At 44.6% G+C, this 23,493-nt stretch carries 16 protein-coding genes; 8 read left to right on the top strand and 8 right to left on the bottom strand.

All coding sequences use genetic code 11. The features are described 5' to 3' along the window. Positions 1-90: 90 nt before the first annotated feature. Both EKG39_RS10485 and EKG39_RS10480 read right to left on the bottom strand, forming a co-directional pair. Positions 91-1,647 (bottom strand): GGDEF domain-containing protein, encoded by a 1,557-nt coding sequence (locus tag EKG39_RS10485; protein ID WP_126505689.1) that lies wholly within the window; start codon positions 1,645-1,647, stop codon positions 91-93. 310 nt (positions 1,648-1,957) lie between these two features. After that, a complete protein-coding gene (locus EKG39_RS10480) occupies positions 1,958-4,114 on the bottom strand; it encodes a tetratricopeptide repeat protein (RefSeq protein WP_126505688.1) in 2,157 nt (718 codons plus the stop codon). Positions 4,115-4,413: 299 nt separating this feature from the next. On the opposite strand from EKG39_RS10480, the gene EKG39_RS10475 reads away from it, so the two are divergent. Then, a complete protein-coding gene (locus EKG39_RS10475) occupies positions 4,414-6,210 on the top strand; it encodes a M61 family metallopeptidase (protein WP_425470161.1) in 1,797 nt (598 codons plus the stop codon). A gap of 77 nt (positions 6,211-6,287) precedes the next feature. Here EKG39_RS10475 and rdgC read toward each other — a convergent pair whose 3' ends face one another. Beyond that, positions 6,288-7,199: a recombination-associated protein RdgC gene (rdgC, locus tag EKG39_RS10470; protein WP_126505687.1), complete on the bottom strand. Its 912-nt coding sequence runs from the start codon at positions 7,197-7,199 to the stop codon at positions 6,288-6,290. 291 nt (positions 7,200-7,490) lie between these two features. Here rdgC and EKG39_RS10465 point away from each other — a divergent pair, with 291 nt between their 5' ends. The 4 genes from EKG39_RS10465 to EKG39_RS10450 all read left to right on the top strand — a co-directional run bounded on the left by EKG39_RS10465 (position 7,491) and on the right by EKG39_RS10450 (position 12,071). After that, positions 7,491-8,435, top strand: coding sequence for a porin (locus EKG39_RS10465; RefSeq protein ID WP_126505686.1), 945 nt, complete (start codon positions 7,491-7,493; stop codon positions 8,433-8,435). A gap of 257 nt (positions 8,436-8,692) precedes the next feature. Continuing rightward, positions 8,693-9,382 (top strand): phosphate regulon transcriptional regulator PhoB, encoded by a 690-nt coding sequence (gene phoB / locus EKG39_RS10460; protein ID WP_126505685.1) that lies wholly within the window; start codon positions 8,693-8,695, stop codon positions 9,380-9,382. A 114-nt stretch (positions 9,383-9,496) separates the two neighbouring features. Further along, a complete protein-coding gene (gene phoR, locus EKG39_RS10455; protein WP_126505684.1) occupies positions 9,497-10,822 on the top strand; it encodes a phosphate regulon sensor histidine kinase PhoR in 1,326 nt (441 codons plus the stop codon). A gap of 277 nt (positions 10,823-11,099) precedes the next feature. Continuing rightward, the gene (locus EKG39_RS10450) at positions 11,100-12,071 is read left to right on the top strand and encodes a PstS family phosphate ABC transporter substrate-binding protein (protein WP_126505683.1); all 972 of its coding nucleotides are present in this window, start codon (positions 11,100-11,102) and stop codon (positions 12,069-12,071) included. A gap of 1,657 nt (positions 12,072-13,728) precedes the next feature. Here the strand turns inward: EKG39_RS10450 and EKG39_RS10445 are convergent. After that, a complete protein-coding gene (locus EKG39_RS10445) occupies positions 13,729-14,613 on the bottom strand; it encodes a collagenase (protein ID WP_126505682.1) in 885 nt (294 codons plus the stop codon). 209 nt (positions 14,614-14,822) lie between these two features. On the opposite strand from EKG39_RS10445, the gene EKG39_RS10440 reads away from it, so the two are divergent. Then, complete coding sequence (locus EKG39_RS10440) at positions 14,823-16,616, top strand: M1 family metallopeptidase (protein ID WP_126505681.1); 1,794 nt, start codon at positions 14,823-14,825, stop codon at positions 16,614-16,616. Between the two features lie 625 nt (positions 16,617-17,241). On the opposite strand, the gene EKG39_RS10435 is transcribed toward EKG39_RS10440, so the two are convergent. Then, the gene (locus EKG39_RS10435; RefSeq protein WP_126505680.1) at positions 17,242-17,727 is read right to left on the bottom strand and encodes a glutathione peroxidase; all 486 of its coding nucleotides are present in this window, start codon (positions 17,725-17,727) and stop codon (positions 17,242-17,244) included. Between the two features lie 294 nt (positions 17,728-18,021). On the opposite strand from EKG39_RS10435, the gene EKG39_RS10430 reads away from it, so the two are divergent. Together EKG39_RS10430 and EKG39_RS10425 are read left to right on the top strand one after the other, a co-directional pair. Further along, entirely contained in the window at positions 18,022-18,561 is a 540-nt protein-coding gene (locus EKG39_RS10430) for a YfaZ family outer membrane protein (protein WP_126505679.1), read from the top strand. Positions 18,562-18,844: 283 nt separating this feature from the next. Then, the gene (locus EKG39_RS10425; RefSeq protein ID WP_246028470.1) at positions 18,845-20,515 is read left to right on the top strand and encodes a GGDEF domain-containing protein; all 1,671 of its coding nucleotides are present in this window, start codon (positions 18,845-18,847) and stop codon (positions 20,513-20,515) included. Positions 20,516-20,608: 93 nt separating this feature from the next. On the opposite strand, the gene EKG39_RS23385 is transcribed toward EKG39_RS10425, so the two are convergent. The 3 genes from EKG39_RS23385 to EKG39_RS10415 all read right to left on the bottom strand — a co-directional run bounded on the left by EKG39_RS23385 (position 20,609) and on the right by EKG39_RS10415 (position 23,434). Then, a complete protein-coding gene (locus EKG39_RS23385; protein WP_185817567.1) occupies positions 20,609-20,770 on the bottom strand; it encodes a hypothetical protein in 162 nt (53 codons plus the stop codon). A 302-nt stretch (positions 20,771-21,072) separates the two neighbouring features. Further along, a complete protein-coding gene (locus EKG39_RS10420; RefSeq protein ID WP_126505678.1) occupies positions 21,073-22,464 on the bottom strand; it encodes an RsmB/NOP family class I SAM-dependent RNA methyltransferase in 1,392 nt (463 codons plus the stop codon). Positions 22,465-22,879: 415 nt separating this feature from the next. Next, positions 22,880-23,434, bottom strand: a complete 555-nt coding sequence (locus EKG39_RS10415) for a hypothetical protein (RefSeq protein WP_126505677.1) — start codon at positions 23,432-23,434, stop codon at positions 22,880-22,882. Positions 23,435-23,493 lie beyond the last annotated feature (59 nt).

The raw sequence follows: 23,493 nt of genomic DNA, 5'->3' as shown, positions 1-23,493 counted from the left end.
CTGGAGTTCAAGAATGTGCTGTAAGGGCACCTTTAACGAGAGGTGACAAGCCTGATTTTCTATGTAGAAAGCGCGCTGAATAAAATTGGCTTACACGTCGATGATAACTCTGTCTCTGCTTTCATGTTTAGCTCGGTAGAGTGCTGCATCGGCTCTTTCAAACGTTTCATTGATAAGCTCATTTTCTAAAATTTGTGCAGCACCTATAGATACTGTAACTGTAATTCTCTGATTTTTAAACTTAAAGGGAATACTTTTTACTTTTTCCCTTACTCGGTTTAAAAGATGATCAATATCTTCGGCATTGACATCCGGGATGATAAGCACGAACTCTTCACCACCGTAACGTGCAACAAACTCGGTATCTCTGAGCGAGTTTTTTAGTGCCATAGCAATGACTTGCAAGGTTTTGTCACCGGTACTGTGACCAAAGCTGTCATTGATGGTTTTGAAGTGGTCTATGTCGGCAACAGCAACCCATAGGGGGAGTTTTTGGCGCTGAAAATTACGAAACTCTTGATCCATTCTCTCTTCGAGTGCCGCGCGGTTCGGTAGCTGAGTTAATGAATCGAGCAGGTTGAGCTTCTGTTGTTCGAACAAACGTTCCTTGTAGGTATTCGCTTCTTTACTGAGGTCATTAAGCTCTTTACGCATTGTCTCCATCGACTTTCGAAGCAATGTCTGTTCGCGCTCTTCCAATGCTTCCTTGCGCCCCAAAGCGGTACGAATAGAGGCTAGCTGCTCCGTGACCTGAGATTTAAGGCTATGAATGTCGTCGATATCAATAATGGCTTCACCGACATCATCGACTCTCGAGTTTATCTCTCGGTTTAGCTGTTTCTTTAACTGAAAACTGCGTTGGGTATTGTTGTATGAGTCGGTGACGACTTCCCTGACCGCAGACAATGCATCATTTAGGGCGAATAAAAACTCTTGAGAAGCAGATTTTTCACGAGCAATATTATCAAGGAGTAGAGTGAGAATGACTTGATAAGAGTCGATTAAACTATCGACTTCGATGTCATTAGAGAGAGTTTCCTTGATAACGAGTACTTGATCTCGCTGATCTTTTCTAAATTCTACCTCGGAGATCATATGTGCCAGCTCATGAGCCAGCTGTCTATGCTTAGGTAAAACGATGAGCTTCTCACCTTGAGCTAGTTGCTCTTGTAAGATGCTTTCATAAAAGCCGACCAGTTGCTCGACTTTGGGGATATAGTCCCAAAATGTATGAAAAGGTTTGGCGAGATCTTTCTTATAGTAGTTGATCTCTTTCTTAACTTTAGCCGGTATCGACTCAACCCTTTGGATCTGTCTGATGACGCGAGAGAGGCTTGCACGGCTATCTTCGAGTTGTACCATGACATGGTTGTATTGATGTTTAAGCAGTTGCTCTACTTCAACAAGCTCCGGGAGGGATTCTTCGACATTGTCTGAATCGCTGAGCTGGTGCCTCAATTTGGCCAGTTTATTATCTAACTCAAGGTTTTGTCCTTTGCAGGCAAGGCTCAAGTGACCGATGAATTGCAGGAGAGTGTGCAATTTTTCATTGTTCTCTTCTGTCACCTCATCGAGAGCAACCTTTGCAGAGTGGAGCTTTTGCTTTAATAAGCTGAGTTGAGATATGCTCGCCATCGAATCCTTCATTGATAATCACGTCCTACTTGGTCCAGACAAAAGTGAGCGATACTTAGATTTTAACTCATTTAAGTAACATTAATGGTATAGCAATCCCTTTGGAGTGCAAATTTGATTTGCGATACCGAGACCCATATATCCAAGTCACTTAGTAATACGAGTTACAGTGCTCCCCTATGGCAAGGCGACAAGCAATGTCTACATTATGAAATAGTAAACCAGAATAACGACTCCTGCTATTTCATACCTTGAACCTTGTCACTTCTTGAGTCGCTCAGTCCAGCACCTTGAAGTGATTTTGGGACTTTAACCATTTTAATTAATTTATTTCTGAATGTTGAAACTGCTGATCACTTTCCCATTTTGGCCACAAGATCTGCTTTTTATCGCCATTGGTCTCGACCTTGAGTAGTCCTCTAACAATGCCTTTTTCCAGGTGCAGGTATAGAGGGGTAGAGAAGATGGCCGATGGGGCAAAATTAAGGGCCTTTAGTGTAACAAAATAATCTTTATCTGTCCCTAAACTGAGAGCGGCTGCTAACGTCATCTGTGCGGCGCCAAAGTGGGTTTGGGGAGTGAGCTTTATTTGAGGGTCGGTCAACAAAGGCATCGGAAGATAACCCATATGAATGCTGGTGCCTCCATTAACCTTATCGATTGCCTTACTGCACTTTTCCAGTAATAGTCCCGCTTGAATAGGCTCTTTTACCGATATTGCAAATAACCCGGGTCTTACCAGAAAAGCCTTACCTGAAAAACAGCCTGATATGGTGTCCATTTGTATCTTACTTACTCTTGAATTTTCTTCAAGACCTTGATAGATATCGTTATTCATGTGGCTTGTCAAAGATATCAATGCGATGGCTGTCGGTTTATCTGTTTGATGAGTATTAAGCTCCTCGATAAAGCCTCTGTAACCAGGGAGTGAACTGATAGGCTCCAGGTTATTGGTTTCATTGGCATGGGCTAGCTCGGTAGATAATATCTCTCGCATCCGCCATTGATTAAAAGAGAACAGGGAGATAAATATCGCCGCAATCATTACTGTGATAAGGATGATCCGAGAGCGTTCCAACTGTTCGTTGAGCTGACCTTGTTCTGTCTTTATTTGGTTTAACTTAAGCTTTAATTTCTGTTCGGCAAGAATCGAAGGGGTATAACTGGGCTTGGTTGCCACCTTTTCCTGTTCCATTTGACTCAGGGCTATCAGTTTATCTGTCAGATCAAATGCCTTGTCATATACCTTTAACTCTCTTAAGGCCATCACCGAATATTTGAGCGCTTCAATCTGCTCTTGTCTGAGCGAGAGGGCTTCGGCTATTGAGAGTGCTGATGTTGCGTGCTTATTTGCCAGCTCCCATTTTTTATCTGCCACAGTAACTTGAGCGATTAACAGATCACTATAGACTTGATAATGTTTACTCTTTCTTTCCACGAAAAGCGCGTTAGATTTAAGTAAGAAATCCAATGCTGTGACGCTATTACCACTGTTAAAGTAGGCTTCACCCAGATTATGAAAGTTTAACGCTTGAGCCGTAACATTTTGGTTTTTCAAGTCGAGTTGTTGAGCATTCAGGTAATAGTCAATGGCTTGATTCCATTGCCCCTGATTCGCATGTATCATGGCGATAACCGTCATACAATTAGAGCGGTAGCCATTTTTTTCGAGCTTCTCGAAAGCCTGAGCCGCTTCATGAGCATATTGAAGGGCATCATCCCAAAATTCCAATTCACGATAAACCCGGGCGAGTTGAAGTTGAAGATCGGCTTTTAAAAAAGGTCGGTCTTGCCTGTTCGAGAGTCTCAACGCCTCGCTGTAATGCTGTACAGCTTCGGTAAGCTGGTTAAGTTTGTTGTAATAGTTTCCCAGAGATGATTCGGCTTGGGCAATAAAATAATCGTCCCTGAGTTGATAGGCCATCTCCCGGTATTTAGTCAGATAAACCAGTGCAGGTTTATCCTGTCGTATGATTCTGTGTATATTCCCCAAATTGTCATAATTGAGTAGTTTCAGCAGCTGAGATTCGGTGTCTTGTTCGGGTAATATGGTGTTAATTGATTGTTCGTAATAGGGTATTGCCTTCTTGTAATCGCGAGTACTTCTGGCTATGTAGCGCCCCGTTAACATCTGAAGGTAAGCTTGGTCATAGGTTGTCGTGCCTATGACTTCCAGTAGTTTGAGCAGAGATTCCGCTTTTGTGTATTTACTCTTTTCCTTGATGCTGGTGTCCAGATACAGGCGCGCCAGTAGCTGCATCTTCTGTTTTAACTCTTCAACGGTATAGCCTTGCTCATTCGAAATTTTGCTAAATTCGGAAGTGCTCTTGGCTTCGATAGGTAAGGATACCGATGCGATAACCTCTTCAAAGAGTTGGATCGGTGCCTCTCTGAACTTTATCTCAATGGCTTTATGTTCTTGAGCGTAGGCTAAAGTACTGAATAAAAAGAGAGTGATTGTAATAAGAATGGTGCGCATAGAATATCGATACCTCGCCCTCTTATAGGGACTTGGGGTGTATGCCTACTGCAGTCTATTCACTGTGAACTTTACTGAACAGGAGGACCGATGACAGCATTATCATAATAAAAAACAGCTAATCTCCTCCCTTGAACCTCTGTGCAAATGGGAAAACCAGACTCGTCAATTAATACGATGAATAATAGTGTTTATGTTGCAACTTGTTTCGAACTGCCCGGTAACGGAAGTGCGAGTGTTATACTCTTCGTCCGAACATCTTAAAAAATAAAAACAATATATAACAGAAGGAAGCAAGAGTGAAACCTGTTGTCCCATTGATGTTAACTTTTAGCGGACTATTTTCAGCTGCCATTCAAGCCGAAGTGAGTTACCTAATCGACCTGACTCAACCATTGCACCACAGTGCAAGCGTGGAGGTCCATTTCCCCAAAACGAGTTCGAGCCATTTTACTGTTAATTTACCGGTCTGGCGTACAGGCAAGTATCAGGTATTGCCTCTGGCAGATAGCATCAGATCTTTTTCCGCCCAGGATGAAGCGGGTGAGCCATTACCGGTTGTTCGCGTGGCGAGTGGAGAGTGGCAAGTCGAGTTAGCTAAGCCAACAGCGGTTTCATTGACGTATCGGCTACATGCCAATCAGCTGGGGGAAAGAGTTGCTCATATCGACGAAACGCATGCTTTTTTGGATGCCAGTGGGGTGTTTGTATACAGCCCGGAGTTTAGAGACGAAGCGGTAACTGTGTCGATGAAGGTGCCGGACAGTTGGCAAAGTTATTCGGGGATGGAAAAAGGTGAGCGAGCACATTCATTTGTTGGTAGCAGTTATGATGTACTAGTCGACTCACCAATAGAGACCGGGATAAACGAATATAGGCAGTTTAGTGCCGATGGGCGTGATTACGAAATCGTTGTCTGGGGAGAGGGGAACTACGACCTTGATAAGATGGTGGCTGATCTGACCAAGCTTAGTGGTCAAGCTAGAGCCATTTGGGAGGGCTACCCCTTCGAACGCTATGTCTATATGGTTCATGCGACAAGTGGGGCCAGCGGGGCTACGGAACATCTGAACTCGACGATCATTCAGCGTCCCCGATTCAGTTTCCGTGAACGAAAAGATTATTTAGGCTTTATCAAGACTGCTTCCCATGAGTTTGTTCATACCTGGAACGTAAAGGCATACCGTCCTCAGGGATTGGTGCCTTATGATTACCAAAACGAAAATATGTCTGAGCTCCTATGGCTATCGGAAGGCTCTACCAGCTACTTTCAGAGCCAGTTACTCCTTCGCGCCGAAGTGATCTCGGTGAAGGAGTTTTTTGAAGACCTGGCCAAGCGTATCGCCAGAAATGAGTTAACGCCGGGCCGGGAATTCCAGTCTGTTGCCGAGGCGAGCGTCAACCAGTGGGCCAGTGGCGATGGGGATTATGCCACTAATCACAGTGCGAATATCTACTCCGAAGGGTTTCTGACCTCACTGGCGCTCGATTTCTCTCTCTTGGATGAGACAAATTTGAAGCACTCATACCGAGATGTTCACAAAGCACTTTATCGTGACCACAGGGTGCCGGCAGGCTTCGATGTATCAGATGTGAAGCAGATACTAAGGAATTTGAGCGGCGAAGATTATAACGCCTGGTGGCAGGCACATATCAACTCGCCACTGAGTCTGGACTTTTCAGCCTTGCTGAAAAAAGCCGGGTTAAAGTTGGAACACTCGAAAGACTCGAAAAGCGTCCCATATACAGGAATGAAGCCTGATTCCTCGCTAATTTTGACCCAAGTGTTGAGGGATAGCCCCGCATGGAATGCCGGGATTGTTACAGGCGATGAGGTTGTTGCGGTTAATGGTCTTAAGGTCACGGCAAAAGGTTTCGGTGCGCGTATTAAAGACTTTAAAGTCGGCGGCCAGATAGAGATCACCCTATTTAGTGATGACAGGCTTAAATCCGTGCTATTAACCTTAGGCGAGCAGCACAGTGGACCGTTAATGCTTAAGAGTGTGAAGAAGCCAAGCCGTAGCCAGAAGGCCTTCTTTGAGGCTTGGTTAGGCATAGATTGGCCTTTCGATAGAAAAGGGTTGCTAAAATCTTGAGTTAGTTGAGTTAGTTGAGTTAGTTGAGTTAGTAAAAAGGCGCCCGGGGCGCCTTTTTTATGATAGCAGGAAAACCGTTAAATACTGTCTTCTACACCACCGAGAACTTCGACTAATGAGTTCATCAGGGCGATAAGCTCACTGCCCATTAAGGCAAAGTCAGCATCTAATCGAGCCATAGGATCTTCGGTGCCTACCTCATCGTTACCCGCTCTGAATTCTTCAGAGAACTTCAAACGTTTAATACCAGCATCAGACTGCAGCAGGAAGGCGATAGACTGACCGAAGTACAGGGCCAGTTTGTGAACCTGCTTACCCACTTCAATGTGAGCCAGCACTTCATCTTCGGTAAGATCTTGTTGCTTAAAGCGAACGATGCCGCCTTCGTCAGAGTCAGTTTTTAGTTCGGCTTCATCCTGCATGATAAATGGAGCAGGTGTCGAGTTTCCTTTTAACCATTCGGTTAACTGAGTCTCGATTGGGGTCTTAAAACTCAATGGGATGATAGGAAGAGAGCCCAAAGCCTTACGCAACAGAGCCAGTAACTCTTCAGATTTAGCGGCGCTTGAGCTGTCAACGAGAATCATCTCAATTTCCGGAATGATCAGTGCACGGATCTGGCTGCGTCGAGTGAATGCACGAGGGAGGAGAGTCATGACGATCTCCTCCTTCATTGTATCTTTCTCTTTCTTAGCCAGTTTGCGATCTTCTTCAGCCTCAATTTGAGAGACTTTCTCTTCGAGTGCTTCTTTTATCACTTGTGAAGGAAGGATCTTCTCTTCCTTGGTCGCACAAATCAGGTGTCTTTCACTGGCACTGTGTACCAGTGTTTGGCCTTGTTTTCCAAGAGCATTGGAAAAACCGAACTTGCTGATGTCTTGGCTTGAGCATGGAGAGAATGTGAAGTCTTCCAATGACTTTTCAAGAGCTTCTGTATCAACAGAGAAAGGTTTATTAAAACGGTAAACAGTCAGATTTTTAAACCACATAATAAGCGCTCAATCAAAAATAAAGGCGCAGTGTAAGCCATTGTCCAGCTCGGGTAAACCGCAAAAAAATTATCGATAACCCTATGCTGAACATAATTCATGAAACTGTCATATACGAAATACTTCTTCTGTATCCCTTAGCAGGTAAGGCTTTTAAAGGAGTTACAACTCGAAACTTGATGTTTACTAACAAAGTTGAGTGGGGTTGAAATAAAACTGAAACAGAAACGCTGCAAACTCTCGGCCGTCCAAACCAATAACCAAGACGAACTGATACGTCGAAAGGATTTAATGATGAACGTTTTCTGTAAAACTTTACTGGCATCTGCTCTTGCTTCTGCAACTCTGGCTTCTGCACATGCTGCAGAACCGCTCACTGTTTACGGTAAGTTGAACGTAACGGCTCAGTCTAATGATGTCGATGGTGATGCCACTACAACGATTCAAAGTAATGCTTCTCGCTTCGGCGCTAAAGGGACATTTGAACTCAGTAACTCTTTGGAAGCTTTCTACACTATCGAGTATGAAGTCGATACCGGTGATGATACCAAAGAGAACTTCAAGGCACGTAATCAATTCGTAGGTCTTAAAGGTAGCTTCGGTGCCGTATCTGTGGGTCGTAACGACACTATGTTGAAGCAATCACAGGGAAAGATAGATCAATTCAACGACCTTTCCGGTGATTTGAAAAACCTTTTTAAGGGTGAGAACCGTCTGGCTCAGACTGCTACCTATATCACACCTTCAATGAGTGGTTTTAAGCTGGGTGTCACTTATGCGGCCGAAGGCGATAGCGACCAACAAGGTCAGGATGGCTTCAGTGTCGCGGCCATGTATGGTGATGCAAAACTAAAGAAATCACCCGTCTACGCATCGATTGCCTATGACTCAGATGTCAAAGGCTACGAAATTGTTCGTGCAAGTGTACAGGGCAAGATTGCGGGTCTGAAAATTGGTGGTATGTACCAGCAGCAGGAGAAGACCTTCGATGGTGGTCAATCGGTATCGAACGACAGTGATACAGGTTACCTATTGAGTGCGGCCTATAAAATTGAATCCGTAGTCTTGAAGGCACAATATCAGGATATGGAAAACAAAGGTGATTCCTGGTCTGTTGGCGGAGATTACAAGTTAGGCAAGCCTACTAAGCTGTTTGCCTTTTACTCGAATCGTGCGTACGAAGGCGATGAGAATGATGATAAATTCTTCGGTCTGGGTCTGGAACACAAGTTCTAATTTCAAATCTAACCGATAAGAACTAAGGAGGCTTCGGCCTCCTTTTTGCGTCTTTGTCTGCGTCCCGTCCAGAGATAAGTTGACGCGATTGCCGGCACTGTTTTGCTGCGAAAACTGAAGTTTTTCTTGTGCGACAATGTGAGGGTTTTATGACAAGGTGTACCGCTTTATGACAATATACAGTGTGTTGACCATAATTCTGTAATATTACAGACCAATAATAGACCCGTGAACATTCATTGGATAGAAGATCGCATATGACCGCTAGGATATTAATTGTTGAAGATGAGTTAGCTATCAGAGAGATGCTAACCTTTGTATTGGAACAGCATGGTTTTACGACGACTGCTGCGGAAGATTTTGATTCTGCACTGGATATGCTGTCAGAGCCTTATCCCGATCTGATTCTATTAGATTGGATGTTCCCCGGGGGAAGTGGCATTGGGCTGGCAAAGCGCCTGCGTCAGGATGAGTTTACCCGTCAGATCCCAATAATAATGTTAACAGCAAGGGGCGAGGAGGAAGACAAGGTCAGGGGGCTCGAAGTGGGCGCCGACGATTATATGACCAAACCTTTCTCTCCCAAAGAGCTGGTGGCCAGAATAAAAGCTGTGATGCGTCGCAGCTCGCCAACAAGCTTAGAGGAGCCAATCGATGTTCAGGGACTCATGTTGGATCCCACCAGTCACCGGGTGATGGTCAACGAGCAGGTACTGGATATGGGGCCGACCGAGTTTAGGCTGCTGCATTTCTTTATGACCCATCCTGAACGTGTCTATAGCCGAGAGCAGTTACTCGACAATGTCTGGGGAACTAACGTCTATGTTGAGGACAGAACGGTCGATGTGCATATCAGGCGGCTCAGAAAGGCCGTTGAACCTTCGGGACATGACCGATTGATCCAGACTGTTCGTGGTGCGGGATATCGCTTCTCTACGCGTCTATAGCTTTATACCGATTGGTATCATACCAATCGGTATTAGGTTAAATTAAGTTAAGTTGGGCTCGCAGGATGATTTAAGTTATCTTGTGCCCAGCTTCTATTTATGGCCATGCAATATATGTTTGATTCATATTCAGGTTACCGACTGCTTTCCCGGTTAATAACCTATCTGTTGTTATGTTTTATTCTGGGTCTAATTGTCGGGCAGGTTGTTTGGGTTCTCCTCATCGGCGCCGTTGCGCTCCTATTTTGGCATTATCGCCAACTATCCAGACTTAATTTTTGGCTATGGCGTGACAGGCGTTTAACTCCGCCCAATGGCAGTGGCAGCTGGGAGGGCGTATTCAATGGTATCTATCGTCTTCAGGGTAAGAACAGGAAAAGAGTTTCTCAGTTAGCCTTTCTGCTCGGTCGATTCAGACAGGGGGCGGAGGCACTGCCCGATGCTGCTGTGGTACTGGACTCTGAGCACAATATTATTTGGTGTAATAAACTCGCTCAGCTCCTGCTGGGGTTTGTCTGGCCGTTAGACAGTGGCCAACGCATCGATAACCTGTTGCGTCACCCCGACTTTGCTAACTACCTGAAGAAAGCTGAATATCAAGACCCACTGGAACTGGCATCTCCCCATGCCGAAGGCCGGGTCCTCGAGATTAGGGTGATGGGGTATGGTTCGGGGCAGTTTTTGTTGATAGCCAGAGATATCACCAGGGTCAGACAGCTCGAGGGGATGCGTAAGGACTTTGTTGCCAATGTTTCCCATGAGCTCAAGACTCCGCTCACTGTGTTGCAAGGTTATCTTGAGATGATGCAGTCAATGGCTGAACCTGGCTCTCCTAATGTTAAAGCCATGGAGCAGATGCAGCAGCAGACGAATAGAATGCGCTCTATGGTAGAGCAGTTACTGGTTCTATCCAGAATCGAAGATTCGGCGGAGATAAACCTCGAAGTCACAGTGAACATGTCCCATATGATGGAGATTTTAAAGGAGGAAGCCAATGCTCTGTCCCACGGAGAATATGAGTTGAGTTTCTATAGCGAACCCAATCTGCATCTCTATGGTAATGAACTTGAGTTACGTAGTGCCTGCTCTAACCTGATCTCTAATGCGATTCGTTACACTGAACCCGGCGGTAAAGTCGATATCAGCTGGCGAAAGGTGGCAACAGGAGGGATCTTCAGTGTGACTGATAGCGGCGACGGCATTGCGCCACAGCATATTGGTCGTCTGACTGAGCGTTTTTACCGAGTCGACAATGCGCGCACGAGGCAACGTGGTGGGACAGGGTTGGGCCTTGCGATCACTAAGCATGCTCTCAGTCACCACCAGAGTGAGCTTATGATAACGAGTGAGCTGGGCAAAGGAAGTACATTCAGTTTCCTGATCCCCATTAATCTTATCGAGAGCGATATCAATACCGATAAGGTAGAGCGGCTATTGTGAACTGAGTAAGTTAACTGAGTATGTGACTCGAGTTAGTTGATTTAGAAATGAAGCAGGCCAATTGGCCTGCTTTTTCATTGTAATACACTTGATGTTGGCCTTAATAGGTAAAATATTCTCATAAAACGCTCCTTGTCATCTAAGTGTCATATCAAGGTAATAGACTTGTCATCATTGGAACTGATACTGGCTGCAACTTAACTCGCTAGTCAACATCTAGCAAGTCGACACTTAGTAAGTCAACATCTAGCAAGTTCGCTTAATACTGGAGCAAAGAATGAAACTGAAACAGCTTGTCAGCGCGGTTAGTTTTACAGCCGCTAGTGTATTTTCTGCAGCATCTATGGCTGCGATCGATCAGTCGCTACCTGTTTATGAAAAGTCGAGTGGCGTATCGGGTAACCTTTCATCGGTCGGTTCAGATACTCTGGCAAACATGATGACACTTTGGGCTGAAGAGTTTAAAGAGATGTACCCTAACGTGAACATTCAAATTCAAGCGGCAGGTTCCTCTACAGCGCCACCGGCATTGACAGAAGGAACATCTCAATTCGGCCCTATGAGTCGTAAGATGAAGCCAAATGAAATTGAATCGTTCGAGAAGCATTACGGCTATCAGCCAACGGCTATTCGTGTGGCTATCGATGCCCTTGCCGTATTTGTTCATAAAGACAACCCTATCAAAGGGTTAAGCATTGAGCAGATAGATGGTATCTTCTCTGCGACTCATAAGTGTGGCGGCAACGACGTTAAGCGTTGGGGGGACCTTGGGTTAGAGGGGGGCTGGTCTGCCAGAGATGTGCAGCTTTATGGTCGTAACTCAGTGTCTGGTACCTATGGTTACTTTAAGAAGAAAGCACTCTGTAAAGGTGACTTCAAGGCCAATGTGAATGAGCAGCCAGGTTCCGCATCTGTTGTTCAGTCGGTCTCGCAATCGCTAAACGCTATCGGTTACTCAGGCATAGGTTATAAGACGGCTGGCGTTAAAGCGGTAGCTATCTCTAAGAAAGGCACTAAGTTCATAGAGGCAACGGCTGCGAATGCTGCAAGCGGCACTTATCCGCTGTCACGTTACCTCTATGTTTATGTAAATAAGCATCCAAACAAAGATTTAGCGCCGATGGATCGTGAGTTCCTCAAGTTTGCTCTGTCAAAGCAGGGTCAGCAGATTGTTGAGAAAGATGGCTATGTTCCACTGCCTCGCAGTGTAACGGCTAAAGATTTAGAGAAAGCGGGTATCCGTCTTTAAAAGCTCTAAGTCATCGCTCTATACTTACGCACCCATTTGATTTAACACAGTGCGAATGAAAGGCCTCAGTAGAGGCCTTTTTTGTTTAAAAACCACTATGTTTTCGTCATTCAGCATCCTTGTAGGAGTGGCTTTAGCCGCGAATACTTTTCTCAACTCTCAACTCTCAACTCTCAACTCGTTATTTTTCTTCGATTTCAAATTTCAGGCAAAAAAAAACGACCAGGTTAAGGTCGTTATAAGTTCCAATATTTGGAATAAGGTGGGCAGTTGCGCTAGAAACTACCAAAAAGTGGAGATGATGATGAACAGTGAAAAAGCGACAGTCGGTAACTTAAGAGTGATAACAACAGAAGCCATAAATTCGGTTCATATACTCAGAGTGCGTCAACCCTAAAAAGTTCATTTGCTGATTCAAAATAATTAAAATATTTAAAAACTCACGTTTTTCTACCTCTTGGTGGTTCTGATCTCCCGAAAAGGCGGTATGTGAGAGGGAGGAGGCCGTTAGTGAGAGTTGAGGCGGTGAATCAGTGATGCATCATTAATCGAGTAGGGCCGGAGATAAAAAGCAGGCAAAAAAAATGGCAACCCTTATCGGGTTGCCATAAAAAGTTCGATAACTTAAAAAGAGGAGTCTGACTGAGCGCTAGCAATGTCTGAGTCTTCTTTAGATAACCCAAACAGGTTACCAAGGGAGATGATGATGATGAACAGTGAAAAGCGACAGTCGGTAACTTAAGAGTGATAACAACAGAAGCCATAAATTCGGTTCATATACTCAGAGTGCGTCAATCCTAAAAAGTTCATTTGCTGATTCAAAATAATTAAAATATTTAAAAACTCACGTTTTTCTACCTCTTGGTGGTTCTGATCTCCCGAAAAGGCGGTATGTGAGAGGGAGGAGGCCGTTAGTGAGAGTTGAGGCGGTGAATCAGTGATGCATCATTAATCGAGTAGGGCCGGAGATAAAAAGCAGGCAAAAAAAATGGCAACCCTTATCGGGTTGCCATAAAAAGTTCGATAACTTAAAAAGAGGAGTCTGACTGAGCGCTAGCAATGTCTGAGTCTTCTTTAGATAACCCAAACAGGTTACCAAGGGAGATGATGATGAACAGTGAAAAAGCGACAGTCGATAATTAGATAATTTAGTAGAGCTAACCATCGAAGCCATAAATTCGGTTCATATAGTCAGAGTGCTGCGATCTTAAAAAGTTCATTCGAATAGTAAAAAATAGTTAAAAATAACTAAAAAAGTTCAAAATTGTTTATATACCGGGCTTACTCTCTTTGAAAGGCGTTTATACCGATTGGTATTAGTGCTGCACTATTCATTAGAAGAGGGGACGAGAAACGGGTAACGAGAAGAGCGTAATGAGAGTCGCGGGAAAAAAAAATGGCAACCCTTATCGGGTTGCCATAAAAAGTTCGATAAACTTAAAAAGAAGAGTCTGACTAAGCGCTAGCAATGCCTGAGTCTTCTTTAGATAACCCAATCGGGTTACCAAGGGAGATGATGATGAAAAGTAACAAAACAAAAAATGATGCAATGTAACGGATTCATAAAATAAGACAGACCACTTTCTGATTGGTTCAATCTTTTATCTCTTTTTTGTATTTTTTCCTTATCTTTATTAAAACTCTTGAAATATTGCGCTTAACTTAATGTCTTTAACCAGCGCCGGAACTCATCATCCATGCTGGTTCCCCACTCGTTGACCAGTGCCTGATATCTTGGATAGTCGCCGCTACGGGTAAAAGAAAGCATGGTATCGATCTTATCTTTATGTTGCTCCATCATAAAGCGTACTGCGAGATAGCCCCATCGATAGACACGCTCACCGCCACCATTTTTTTCATAGCTGGTATTAAACAGCTCACTCAGCTGATAAGTTTTTCCTTCGTTGGAGGGGCGTTTAGCTATGGCGATGGCCGGTGCATTATCATCTCCATGAGAGATGTATTCGCCTAACCCTTCACTCCACCAGACTAAATGAGGAAGTAGAGGCGCAGGCTTAGGGCAGTATTCGGGGGCGCTATGGGAGTCATGCAGTGACGCACAAAAATCACCATATAAGTTAAAGTGACCATCTAAATAGTGCACATATTCATGGGCCAGGTTCCAGATCTGTCCCTTTTTTTCATAGGCAACAAATTCAGCCTGATTGTCTGCCTTGTGCGGTAACCCCTCCAGGAACATGCCGCCATTGTCACTTGGCACATCGAAGTGGGCCGTAACATAGCGTTTGTAGTCGTCACTGGAGTGGTAGACATTCGCTCGCATGCTCACATTGTTATCATGATTGACCGGCTTTCCTTGCGTGCCAAACAGTTGATGAAACTTAACCTCCTGCTTACTCATTAATTCACAGGCTTGCTCTATCTGAGTTTTAGTCAGTGCTTGCGAGCGGATCACTATGGTGTCGCTACATGCATGGTTCTGTGTAAGCACATCAGGTAATGGGGTTACTTCCTGACTCTGGACCATAGATGAGCACAAACATAATATGCCGGTGATGGGGAGTAAATGAGATCTATTCACTAAATATTTCCTTAAAAAACGCATTGCATACAATATCCATCAAGTGTTTCATCTTAGTCTATTTATGTCAATTACCATGACAAGCAAGTATGTGATGGTTACTATACTTAAGCCTCTTCTCGACATGCTGAATTCTGAATGTCGAGATCATTTGGGGATATCTTCAGAACTCAAATAACTCTTACTTACAGATTTTAAAAGGAAAACCTGTGTCAAATCGATGGGATAACAATCATGACTATCATTCATTCGCCAACGTAGATGAAGTCAGAGTTCGCCACCTTGCACTCACACTCGATGTCGATTTTCACTCTAAGCAGTTATCGGGGGTTGCCGAACTCGACCTGGAATATGTCGATAGTTCTTGTCGTGAACTTTGGTTGGATCTGCGCGAGCTATCGATTATCAAGGTTGTGGATGATAATGAAGAGCTGTTAGCCTTTAACATAGATAGAGAGGACTCAGTCTTAGGACAAAGACTTAATATTTCATTAAAGTCGGCGACCGACAGAGTTAAAGTTCACTACGTGACTTCCCCCGATGCACAGGGTTTACAATGGCTGACGCCGGAGCAAACCAGCGGCAAGAAACTCCCTTTTTTGTTTAGCCAGTCTCAGCCGGTGAATGCAAGAAGTTGGATCCCACTGCAAGATACCCCTAAGGCCCGAATAACTTTCGAGGCCAGTGTCACAGTACCGGTTGGTATGCGCGCTGTTATGAGTGCGATGAATGATGCCGATGCGGGTTTAAATGGACTGTTTAGCTTCTCTATGGAGAAAGCGATGCCGACTCACCTGTTAGCTATAGCAGTGGGGGAACTTGCCTTTGGACAAATAGGCGAGAGAACCGGTGTTTATGCCGAACCGGAAGTGCTGGCCGCGGCAGTAAAAGAGTTTGAAGACACCGAGCAGATGGTTGAAATTGCCGAATCCTTGCTCGGCCCATATCCCTGGGGCCGGTATGACATGATAGTCCTTCCTCCCAGCTTCCCCTTTGGCGGCATGGAGAACCCACGCCTGGCGTTCATTACCCCGACCTTAATTGCGGGCGATAAGAGTTTAGTTTCCACCGTTGCCCATGAATTAGCTCACTCGTGGACGGGAAATTTAGTCAGCAACGCCACCTGGCGAGATCTCTGGCTGAATGAAGGTTTTACAACTTACTTCACAAACCGGATAGTCGAGGCGGTGTTTGGTAAAGAGCAGGCGGAGCTTGAAGTTGTCATAGAATATGGCCGTTTAAAAGAGGAGTTGGCGACAGCAGAATTTGACGCGCAAAACCTCCCCGCGAATGTGCAGACTCAAGATCCTAATGATGCCTTTAATCGTTTTACCTATGATAAAGCTTCCATGTTTGTTCACGATCTCGAGAAACGGCTAGGTAGAGAAGCATTCGACAAGTTTCTCTATCGCTATGTTCAACATTTTGCATTTCAGGCGATAACGACCGAAGTGTTTGTTGAATACGCCAAAGAGACATTATTGATCCAACATGCCGATAAAATCACAGAGACTGAATTGTTGGAGTGGATCTATGGCTGTGGCATGCCTTCGTGGTTTTCACCGCCGGAATCGGACAGCCTTGATAAGGTCGATGCTGCACTTTCAATGTGGCTGAAAGGGGCTAGGGCCGAATCATTAGAGACCCGGAGTTGGCGAGTACATCATTGGCAATATTTCCTGAATAACTTGCCGGAAGTGTTACAGCAGGCCCAGTTGATGGAGCTGGATGACTGCTTCAAGTTAACTGCATCGACTAATGCTGAAATAGCCTGTGATTGGTTCCGGGTGGCGATTCGAAACCATTATGATCCTGTCCTCCCAGCGTTGACCCAATACTTAATTCGTATCGGGCGGGGTAAGTTTGTCAGACCCTTGTTTTCCGAACTTCAGGTGGCGGGTTACGATACAGAGATTAAAGAGATTTATGCGAAGGCCAGAAAGGGTTATCACCCATCTATCGTGGTTCAGCTGGATAAAAGTTTAAAGTTTACTTCATCATGAGAAAAAGGTCGTCATAACCAGGCTCAGTTAAATGAGCCGCAGTGACGGCCATCTGTGAGAGCTATCCGGTTCTTACGTCGAACTCCTTGACCTGTACCTGTGCTAACCACGGTTTCAAACAGGCAAAAAAAATGGCATCTATTTTCTCTATCGAGGTGGGATGCCATAACATTCTTAATAAGAATCAGTATCTGGAAACGATAAGCAATTAGCGCTAGCAGTCTGCTTAACTCTTCCTGCGGGCACTCAGTTGAGGCCCTAATGGGAGGTGATGAACCATGATGAAAACATAAACACGTAACACTAAACTCGCTACATATATTCAGAGTGTCACTATGGGGAAAAGTTCAAATCAGGTAAGAAATAGTTAAAAAATTTTTTTAATCGATCAATATTCTTCGGCGTGCTCTTGTTGCAGACAAATGTTGCAGGCAAAAAAAGGGCAACCATCTGGCTGCCTGATGATCTCGAAAGATCAAGGGGACCGCGCTAGAAGTCCCGGGAGAATGATGAACAAGAAAAAGCATTTCGCTGTTCATATAATTTGATGCTCCGGGGACGTAAAAGTTCAAAAAGTAATCATGTTTTTTTTTGCTTTATTGCATGATTTTATTTATCTCATTGTTTAATTTAATAAACTAATTATTCTTTTTTCTATCGAATCGGGTTTAGTCGTCGAGGCGTATCGTTCGAGAACCTTTCCATCTGCATCGACTAAGAATTTAGTAAAATTCCATTTTATCCCTTCACTGCCTAATACACCTTTAGCCGTTGATTTTAGATACTGATAAAGTGGGTGCGCCTCTTCACCATTGACCTCGATTTTTTCAAATAAGGGGAAACTGACCCCGAAGTTAAGTTCACAAAAAGATTGAATTTGATCTTCACTACCGCTTTCCTGTGCACCGAATTGATTGCAGGGAAAACCCAGTACGACAAAATTCTCAGGCCCATACTTTTCGTAGAGCGCCTGCAGGCCTTTGTACTGAGGAGTGAAACCACAAGCGCTGGCGGTATTAACGATGAGCAATACCTTACCTTTGAATTGAGAAAGCGAGACAGCTTCTCCCTGAATATCCTTGACCGAAAAATCATAAATAGATGTCGTCATTTGTTTTTCCCTACCTGTTATTCCTCATCTGTTTTATTGAATATAACAGTATAATTAATTTTGCGCAACTTAGTTGTGTGCAATTTAATGTGCCAATTTGCATAGTAGATTGCCAGGATACAGCTTGTTACATGATGTCTGGCTATTGATTGAATGTTGCCACCTTAATCCAGATGTGACGATTTATTTGTTTTTTTGTTTGCATTTGACTTTATTTATCTTTTTAAAACAAAGGGATATTCTTTGGTTGGGACGTTTTTGATATTATTGTGAAAACGAAAAAATGAGATTTATATGAAACTTAAAATGTGGGGTTGCGCGCTCCTTCTATCCAGTGTTGCCATTACCGCCCATGCCAGTGATTTAAGTGTTGGCCTGAATGATAATGTGATCTCCACCGATCTTATCTTCGATCTTAATAAGCACTCTAATGCCTCTGTGGGTTATATCTACTCTAATGATGGCGGCCACCTTGCATCCACTGCCATGCACATAGAGCACGATGCAGGCATACATCATTTTGAAATAGGAGCTAAGTATTCCTATGTCTGGGCAAAACACAGTGCAAATGGCAGTGTCGTGGGAATTGGTGGTCGTTATGCAATGGACTTAGGCTCTAATGTATCATTTCATGCTTCAGGTTATTACGCGCCGACGGTACTCTCATTTGGTAGTGTCGATGGACAGTACGAATTAGACAGTAAGGTTCAGTTCAAACTCAATCCGAACCTGGCATTATTTGCAGGCTATAGAAATATTCGTTTTCAGTATGACAATGCCTCTAATTCAACATTTGATAGTGGCTTCTATATAGGTGGACAGGCGAGCTTCTAAGCTTACTGCCGGGTAAGATTATCTATAAGAACGCTCGGTTTTTTACTGTGTTATCGCGTCAATAAAGGGGCGATAACACCTCTATCCTTCCTGCCCTTCGGCTGTTTCGGCATCTCTATTTCCTCACTCATATTTGAAACTCAGTAAATCTTCCTGATTAAGTTGCAAACCCTTACTCGTGTTAATAGAATTGATCGATCTTGTTGTTGCTATATGTTTTATAATCTTTGGTGATCCGGAAAAGCAACGACTATTTGGCAAAAAATATGGAGGCTAATCGCAAATGTTCCATAGAGCATGCGCTTCATTATTTCTGTGCTTGAGCCTTATAGGGTTCAGCTTCGCCTCCTTTGCGGCTCCCCCTCTGGATCAATCGTTTCTGTTTCGCGCCTCTGTCCATGAAAAAGCTCCCTCTGAGCACAGCGATGTGGTGGGCTGGATGTCATCACTCGAAAAAGCTGACAAGATCAGTCTAACGGGTGGAAGCTATTGGTTAGCCATGCCTGTTTTGATGTATGAAACCGAGCCTGAGTGGGTGGTCAATGTTAGAAATTCAATTGTGGAATCACTGGATTACTACGTTATCGGAGATGATGATAGTTACCAAAAGGCACGCACTGGCTACGATGCACCCTATGAATTCCTGTTCGATTATGGTCGCAAAGTTGAATTGAATTATGGTGTTGAGTACTGGTTAATTGTTCGAATGGAGAGTCGCTACTTCTCTTCGATTCCTAAGGTGGAGTTAAAAGCATACGGTGAACATAGGAGGAATTCAGATCTGGAGGCGATGGCGGTGATCTTGTGCCTCGGCGGCCTCTTGTTTATTGCTCTATATAACTTATTAATTTACACCTCGATTTTAGACCGGGCCTTTCTCTATTATGGCTTATATGTATTGACCTACTTTGTCGCTTGGGGCTTAACTTTTCATATACCGGCTCACTTGGTGAGCTTTCATAACTTAGAGCTTCACCATCTGTTTTTTATCGGATTGCCGATTTTTAATATCCTATTTTATAAGCACTTTCTTCAGCTACCTGAATATTCACCTAAGCTATGGTATTTAAGTAAAGTGTTGCTTTGGACCTGTGTGATAGCCTTGCCTACCAGTATATTTCTGGTCTCTCACACGGCGCTCATCGCCTCAGTACTAATCATGCTCTGGATAGCGCTTGCCATTACCTGTGGTAATGTTTGTCTGCTCAAAGGTTTTTCCCCTGCCCGTTATTTTATTTTTGCCTTTACCTGCTTGCTGCTCCCGGCGGTGATTATTTTGCCCGGTAATCTGGGGCTAACTCCGGATTTTTTTGAATACGCCGAGTTGGCTACCTTAGTGGGCGGCACTGTCGATGCCCTGCTTTTGTCATTGGCGCTGGCAAGTAAGATAAAGTTACTCTCCGAAGAGCGTCAAACTTACATAGAAACATTAGGAGAAGCCTGGGAACAAGTGCGTCAGGACCAGCTGACCCGGTTACCGAATCGTCATGCGTTCGATGAGTTTATGCAGTCTGAGACCTTACTTGGCAAAGATGCGAAACAAACTCAACATCTGTTTTTATTAGACCTCGATGGCCTCAAGCAGGTCAATCACCAGCTTGGACATCAAGAGGGGGATTGTTTATTGCTGTATGCGGCTGAACAGTTGAAAGCGATCTGTGATGGGTTTGAAAGCACTAGCTTGTTTCGTATAGGAGGGGATAACTTTGTTATTCTGATATCGGTCGAGCAGACTCCCGCCATTGAAGCCCGGTTAGATGAACTCTCAATCACTATCGAAAAAGAGGGGGGCAAAGATACCGGGCTCAGCTATGGTTATGCCTTAAATCAGGATGCGAAAGATGCCAGTGAGTGGTTGAGAACCGCAGATATGAATATGTACATTCGTAAGACGGAGAAACGTCGACTCAAGCATAGTCAAAGCAGAACGGTGGCAATGGACTCTGTGGTGTAGCATCAATGAACTGTGGGTTCAGTAGCAAGTTCAGCTTCAATTTTAATGGCAGTACTTGGGCATTAGCCGCGAACTTTCCTTGCTTAACTAAGGTTATTGCCACTTCAGCTCTTGATGTTCGCCTTCGAGCCCTTCGAAGTACAGGCGCTTCTGAACTGACTCTTGCCTGCGTCTGTGCTTATTTCTTTGTTTACCCTGGCTCGTTTCATCTTCACTTTCCCAGTGCGATTCACCATTTTCATAGAAGTTTGTCATATTACTCTCCAATTAAAGCTGCGGCTAATCTCATGTCCCACTCTCTTTTTCGCGTGCTGTAAACTTGATATACCGTATCTGTAGAGGTGAGTATAAAAACAACATATGACAAGTCGATGGCAAAACAATGGCAAACAGATGACAAGATAGTACAAGAAAGATGGCAGGAGACGTAGCTGAGGAGTGAGTGCATCAGGTCTTAGAGTGGGAAAGAGCGGGAGAGGCAAGGGCGCCAGCCCCTAAAGAAAAGGCGACCCTAGGCCGCCTTTTCTATTTTCACCTGTTGCTTTAGCAAAGGGCGTTTAGTTTCGTCTCATTCGCGCCACAAACATCCCATCGGTATCGGCTTCGAAGGGAAATACGGTTAGCATCTCTGTCTTTTTACCGGTGAAGGGGTGAGTGTTCGACTCTAAGGTGAAATCATTCTGCTCGGCCAGAAAGGCATTAACCACCTCTTCATTCTCGAGAGGGGAGAGTGAGCAGGTGGCATAGACTAACGTGCCGCCACTTTTAACGGCCTGACTGCTTCTTCGCAGAATATCGAGTTGTAGCCCCGGCTTATCCTGAACCGCTTCCACACCATCTATCCAGCGCATATCCGGGTTTCGACGCCAGGTGCCGGTGCAGCTACAGGGCGCATCGACCAGCACACCATCGAAATGGGCATGGGGTACAGGTAGCTCATCGGATTTCCAGGGCGAAACAGATATCCCCTTAAAGCCGGCGCGCTTAGCTCGCTTGGCTAACTCCTCCAATGGCTTTCGGCGAATATCGGAAGCTATGATACTGCCACCGGAGTGAGAGCTCTGCTTAAGCATAAGAGATCTGAGTTGTAAGCTTTTGCCTCCGGCGCCACTGCAGGTGTCCCACCACAAGTCACTCTCTTTGGGGGCACAGATATGACCAATCACCTGAGAGCCAAGATCCTGGATCTCCAGCTTGCCTTCTTTATACAAAGATAAACCATTAAGATTGATACTCTTATGGCCTAAGTTGATGGTGTCACTGAAATAGTCACAGCCTGTCGCCGGAACATCAACCCTATTCAGCTGTTCAATAGCGGTGTCGGTATCGATATTCTGGGCGCGGCTCCAGATAGGCGGACGCGATGACAGGGATTCGACCATGGCCAATCGCTGCGCTGCATCCTCGATAGGGCAAACCTGCCAGAACCACCCTGGCACCAGTTCATCGGTATCGAATTTAAGTGGAGCAAATTGCGTATTCATCCATTCGCACTTGCTACTCACGCAAGGGGATGCAGTCGACGGAGCATCCTGGTTATAGTTAGAGCCAGAAAAGTCGTTACCGGAAAACTCGCCCCAGGCTTGAATGATGTCATGCCAGGCGTGTGACTCTATGGTTGCTGTTGCGGTGAGCATAGAGAACCAGGCTTGACTCGACTGAGCGTCGCTCAACTTGTTTAACCAGCCCCACCAACGGAACAGGGCAAACAGACTCTCACGGATCACGCGCCTGTCTTTAGAGCCATGCTTCTTATTGACCCTGAAATACTCACTTACAATACGATCGGCAGGTTGCTGCTTATCCATAACCTGATGAAACAGCACGTATATGGTATTGGCGTAGCTTAGTGCCCGCTTTTGAGGCGTGGTTTCGGCTTTTACGTCTGTTATTGAGAGTAAGTCTTTTGGGGTTGAATCAGTTTGGCTCGAGTTCAAGGAGTCGCCCATGGGTAGTTGCCTAGCGCTGGTATTTATCTGGGCGCAAGTGTAACAGAAGTTGGCCAGCCTTAGAATGAAGGCTGGTGGCATTTTTATTTGGCTTTTGAGTGTTAGACAGTATGTTTGAAGACCGTACCTTCATTGTTATCTATCGCCTCCAGCGAGATTCTGTATAGGGATATACAAATGTCGTGATCACATGGATGTGAATGAACGACGTATGTGTAGATACTTCTGTGACGCGCTGCGGGGACTTCCTTGTAAGCTCGATGGAAGCATCTACATCATTATCGTTGTGGGATATGAAGCTATGAATGGTTATCGCTGGATAGATCAGTGAATATTGCCAACAAACTAGTTCGTATAGATTGTTGGCATTGTTATTGTCTACACCTGTCTCTCACAGATATGGCGTTTTCGATATTTAAATGTCACTACATATGTCTGTCTTAGGATAATTTTGTCTTTTTACATCAGTTCCTGGATTCATGGCTTTAATCTCTACCCCATGTAATGTTGCAGTGATATTTCTTCCAAAAGCAACAGGATCTACTTGCAAGTATTCCGCAGCAGAACTAATAATAGCAGGGCGTAGGCCAAGTACTGCACCGTTACAAGTTCCTGACTCCTCTGTTTGCGCGGTTGAACATCTGTATACAAATTGGCCAGAATAGTCTTCAGCCAGTGTATCAGGTTCATACTTTACAACTTCAAATTCAACTTCAAAATCGAACCAATTCTCTCCATCAGTAGAAGCACTTACCATGTAGACAGCGTCGCCCCCAAATTGGGTTTGAGCTGTTCCATTTTCCCAACCCCAACGACCAAGTAGGCTGGTTCCAAATGGAGAAATTTGAACCGTTGAACATCCTGTTGGAATAATATCGGCTAATGGGGTCAGCGATGATGGTTTAGCTATCGAAGACGAAGTAGCGAATAAGCTTGCTGCTATTAAGAGTGTTATATATGACTTTTTCATTACTATATCCCTTTCATAGGTTTATTAAGTCACTCGTCATCCAGTACAGCAGTTAATAT

This window comes from Shewanella atlantica, assembly GCF_003966265.1.
GTDB classification, from domain to species: Bacteria; Pseudomonadota; Gammaproteobacteria; order Enterobacterales; family Shewanellaceae; genus Shewanella; species Shewanella atlantica.
This window is presented reverse-complemented; position numbering and strand designations above follow the sequence as displayed.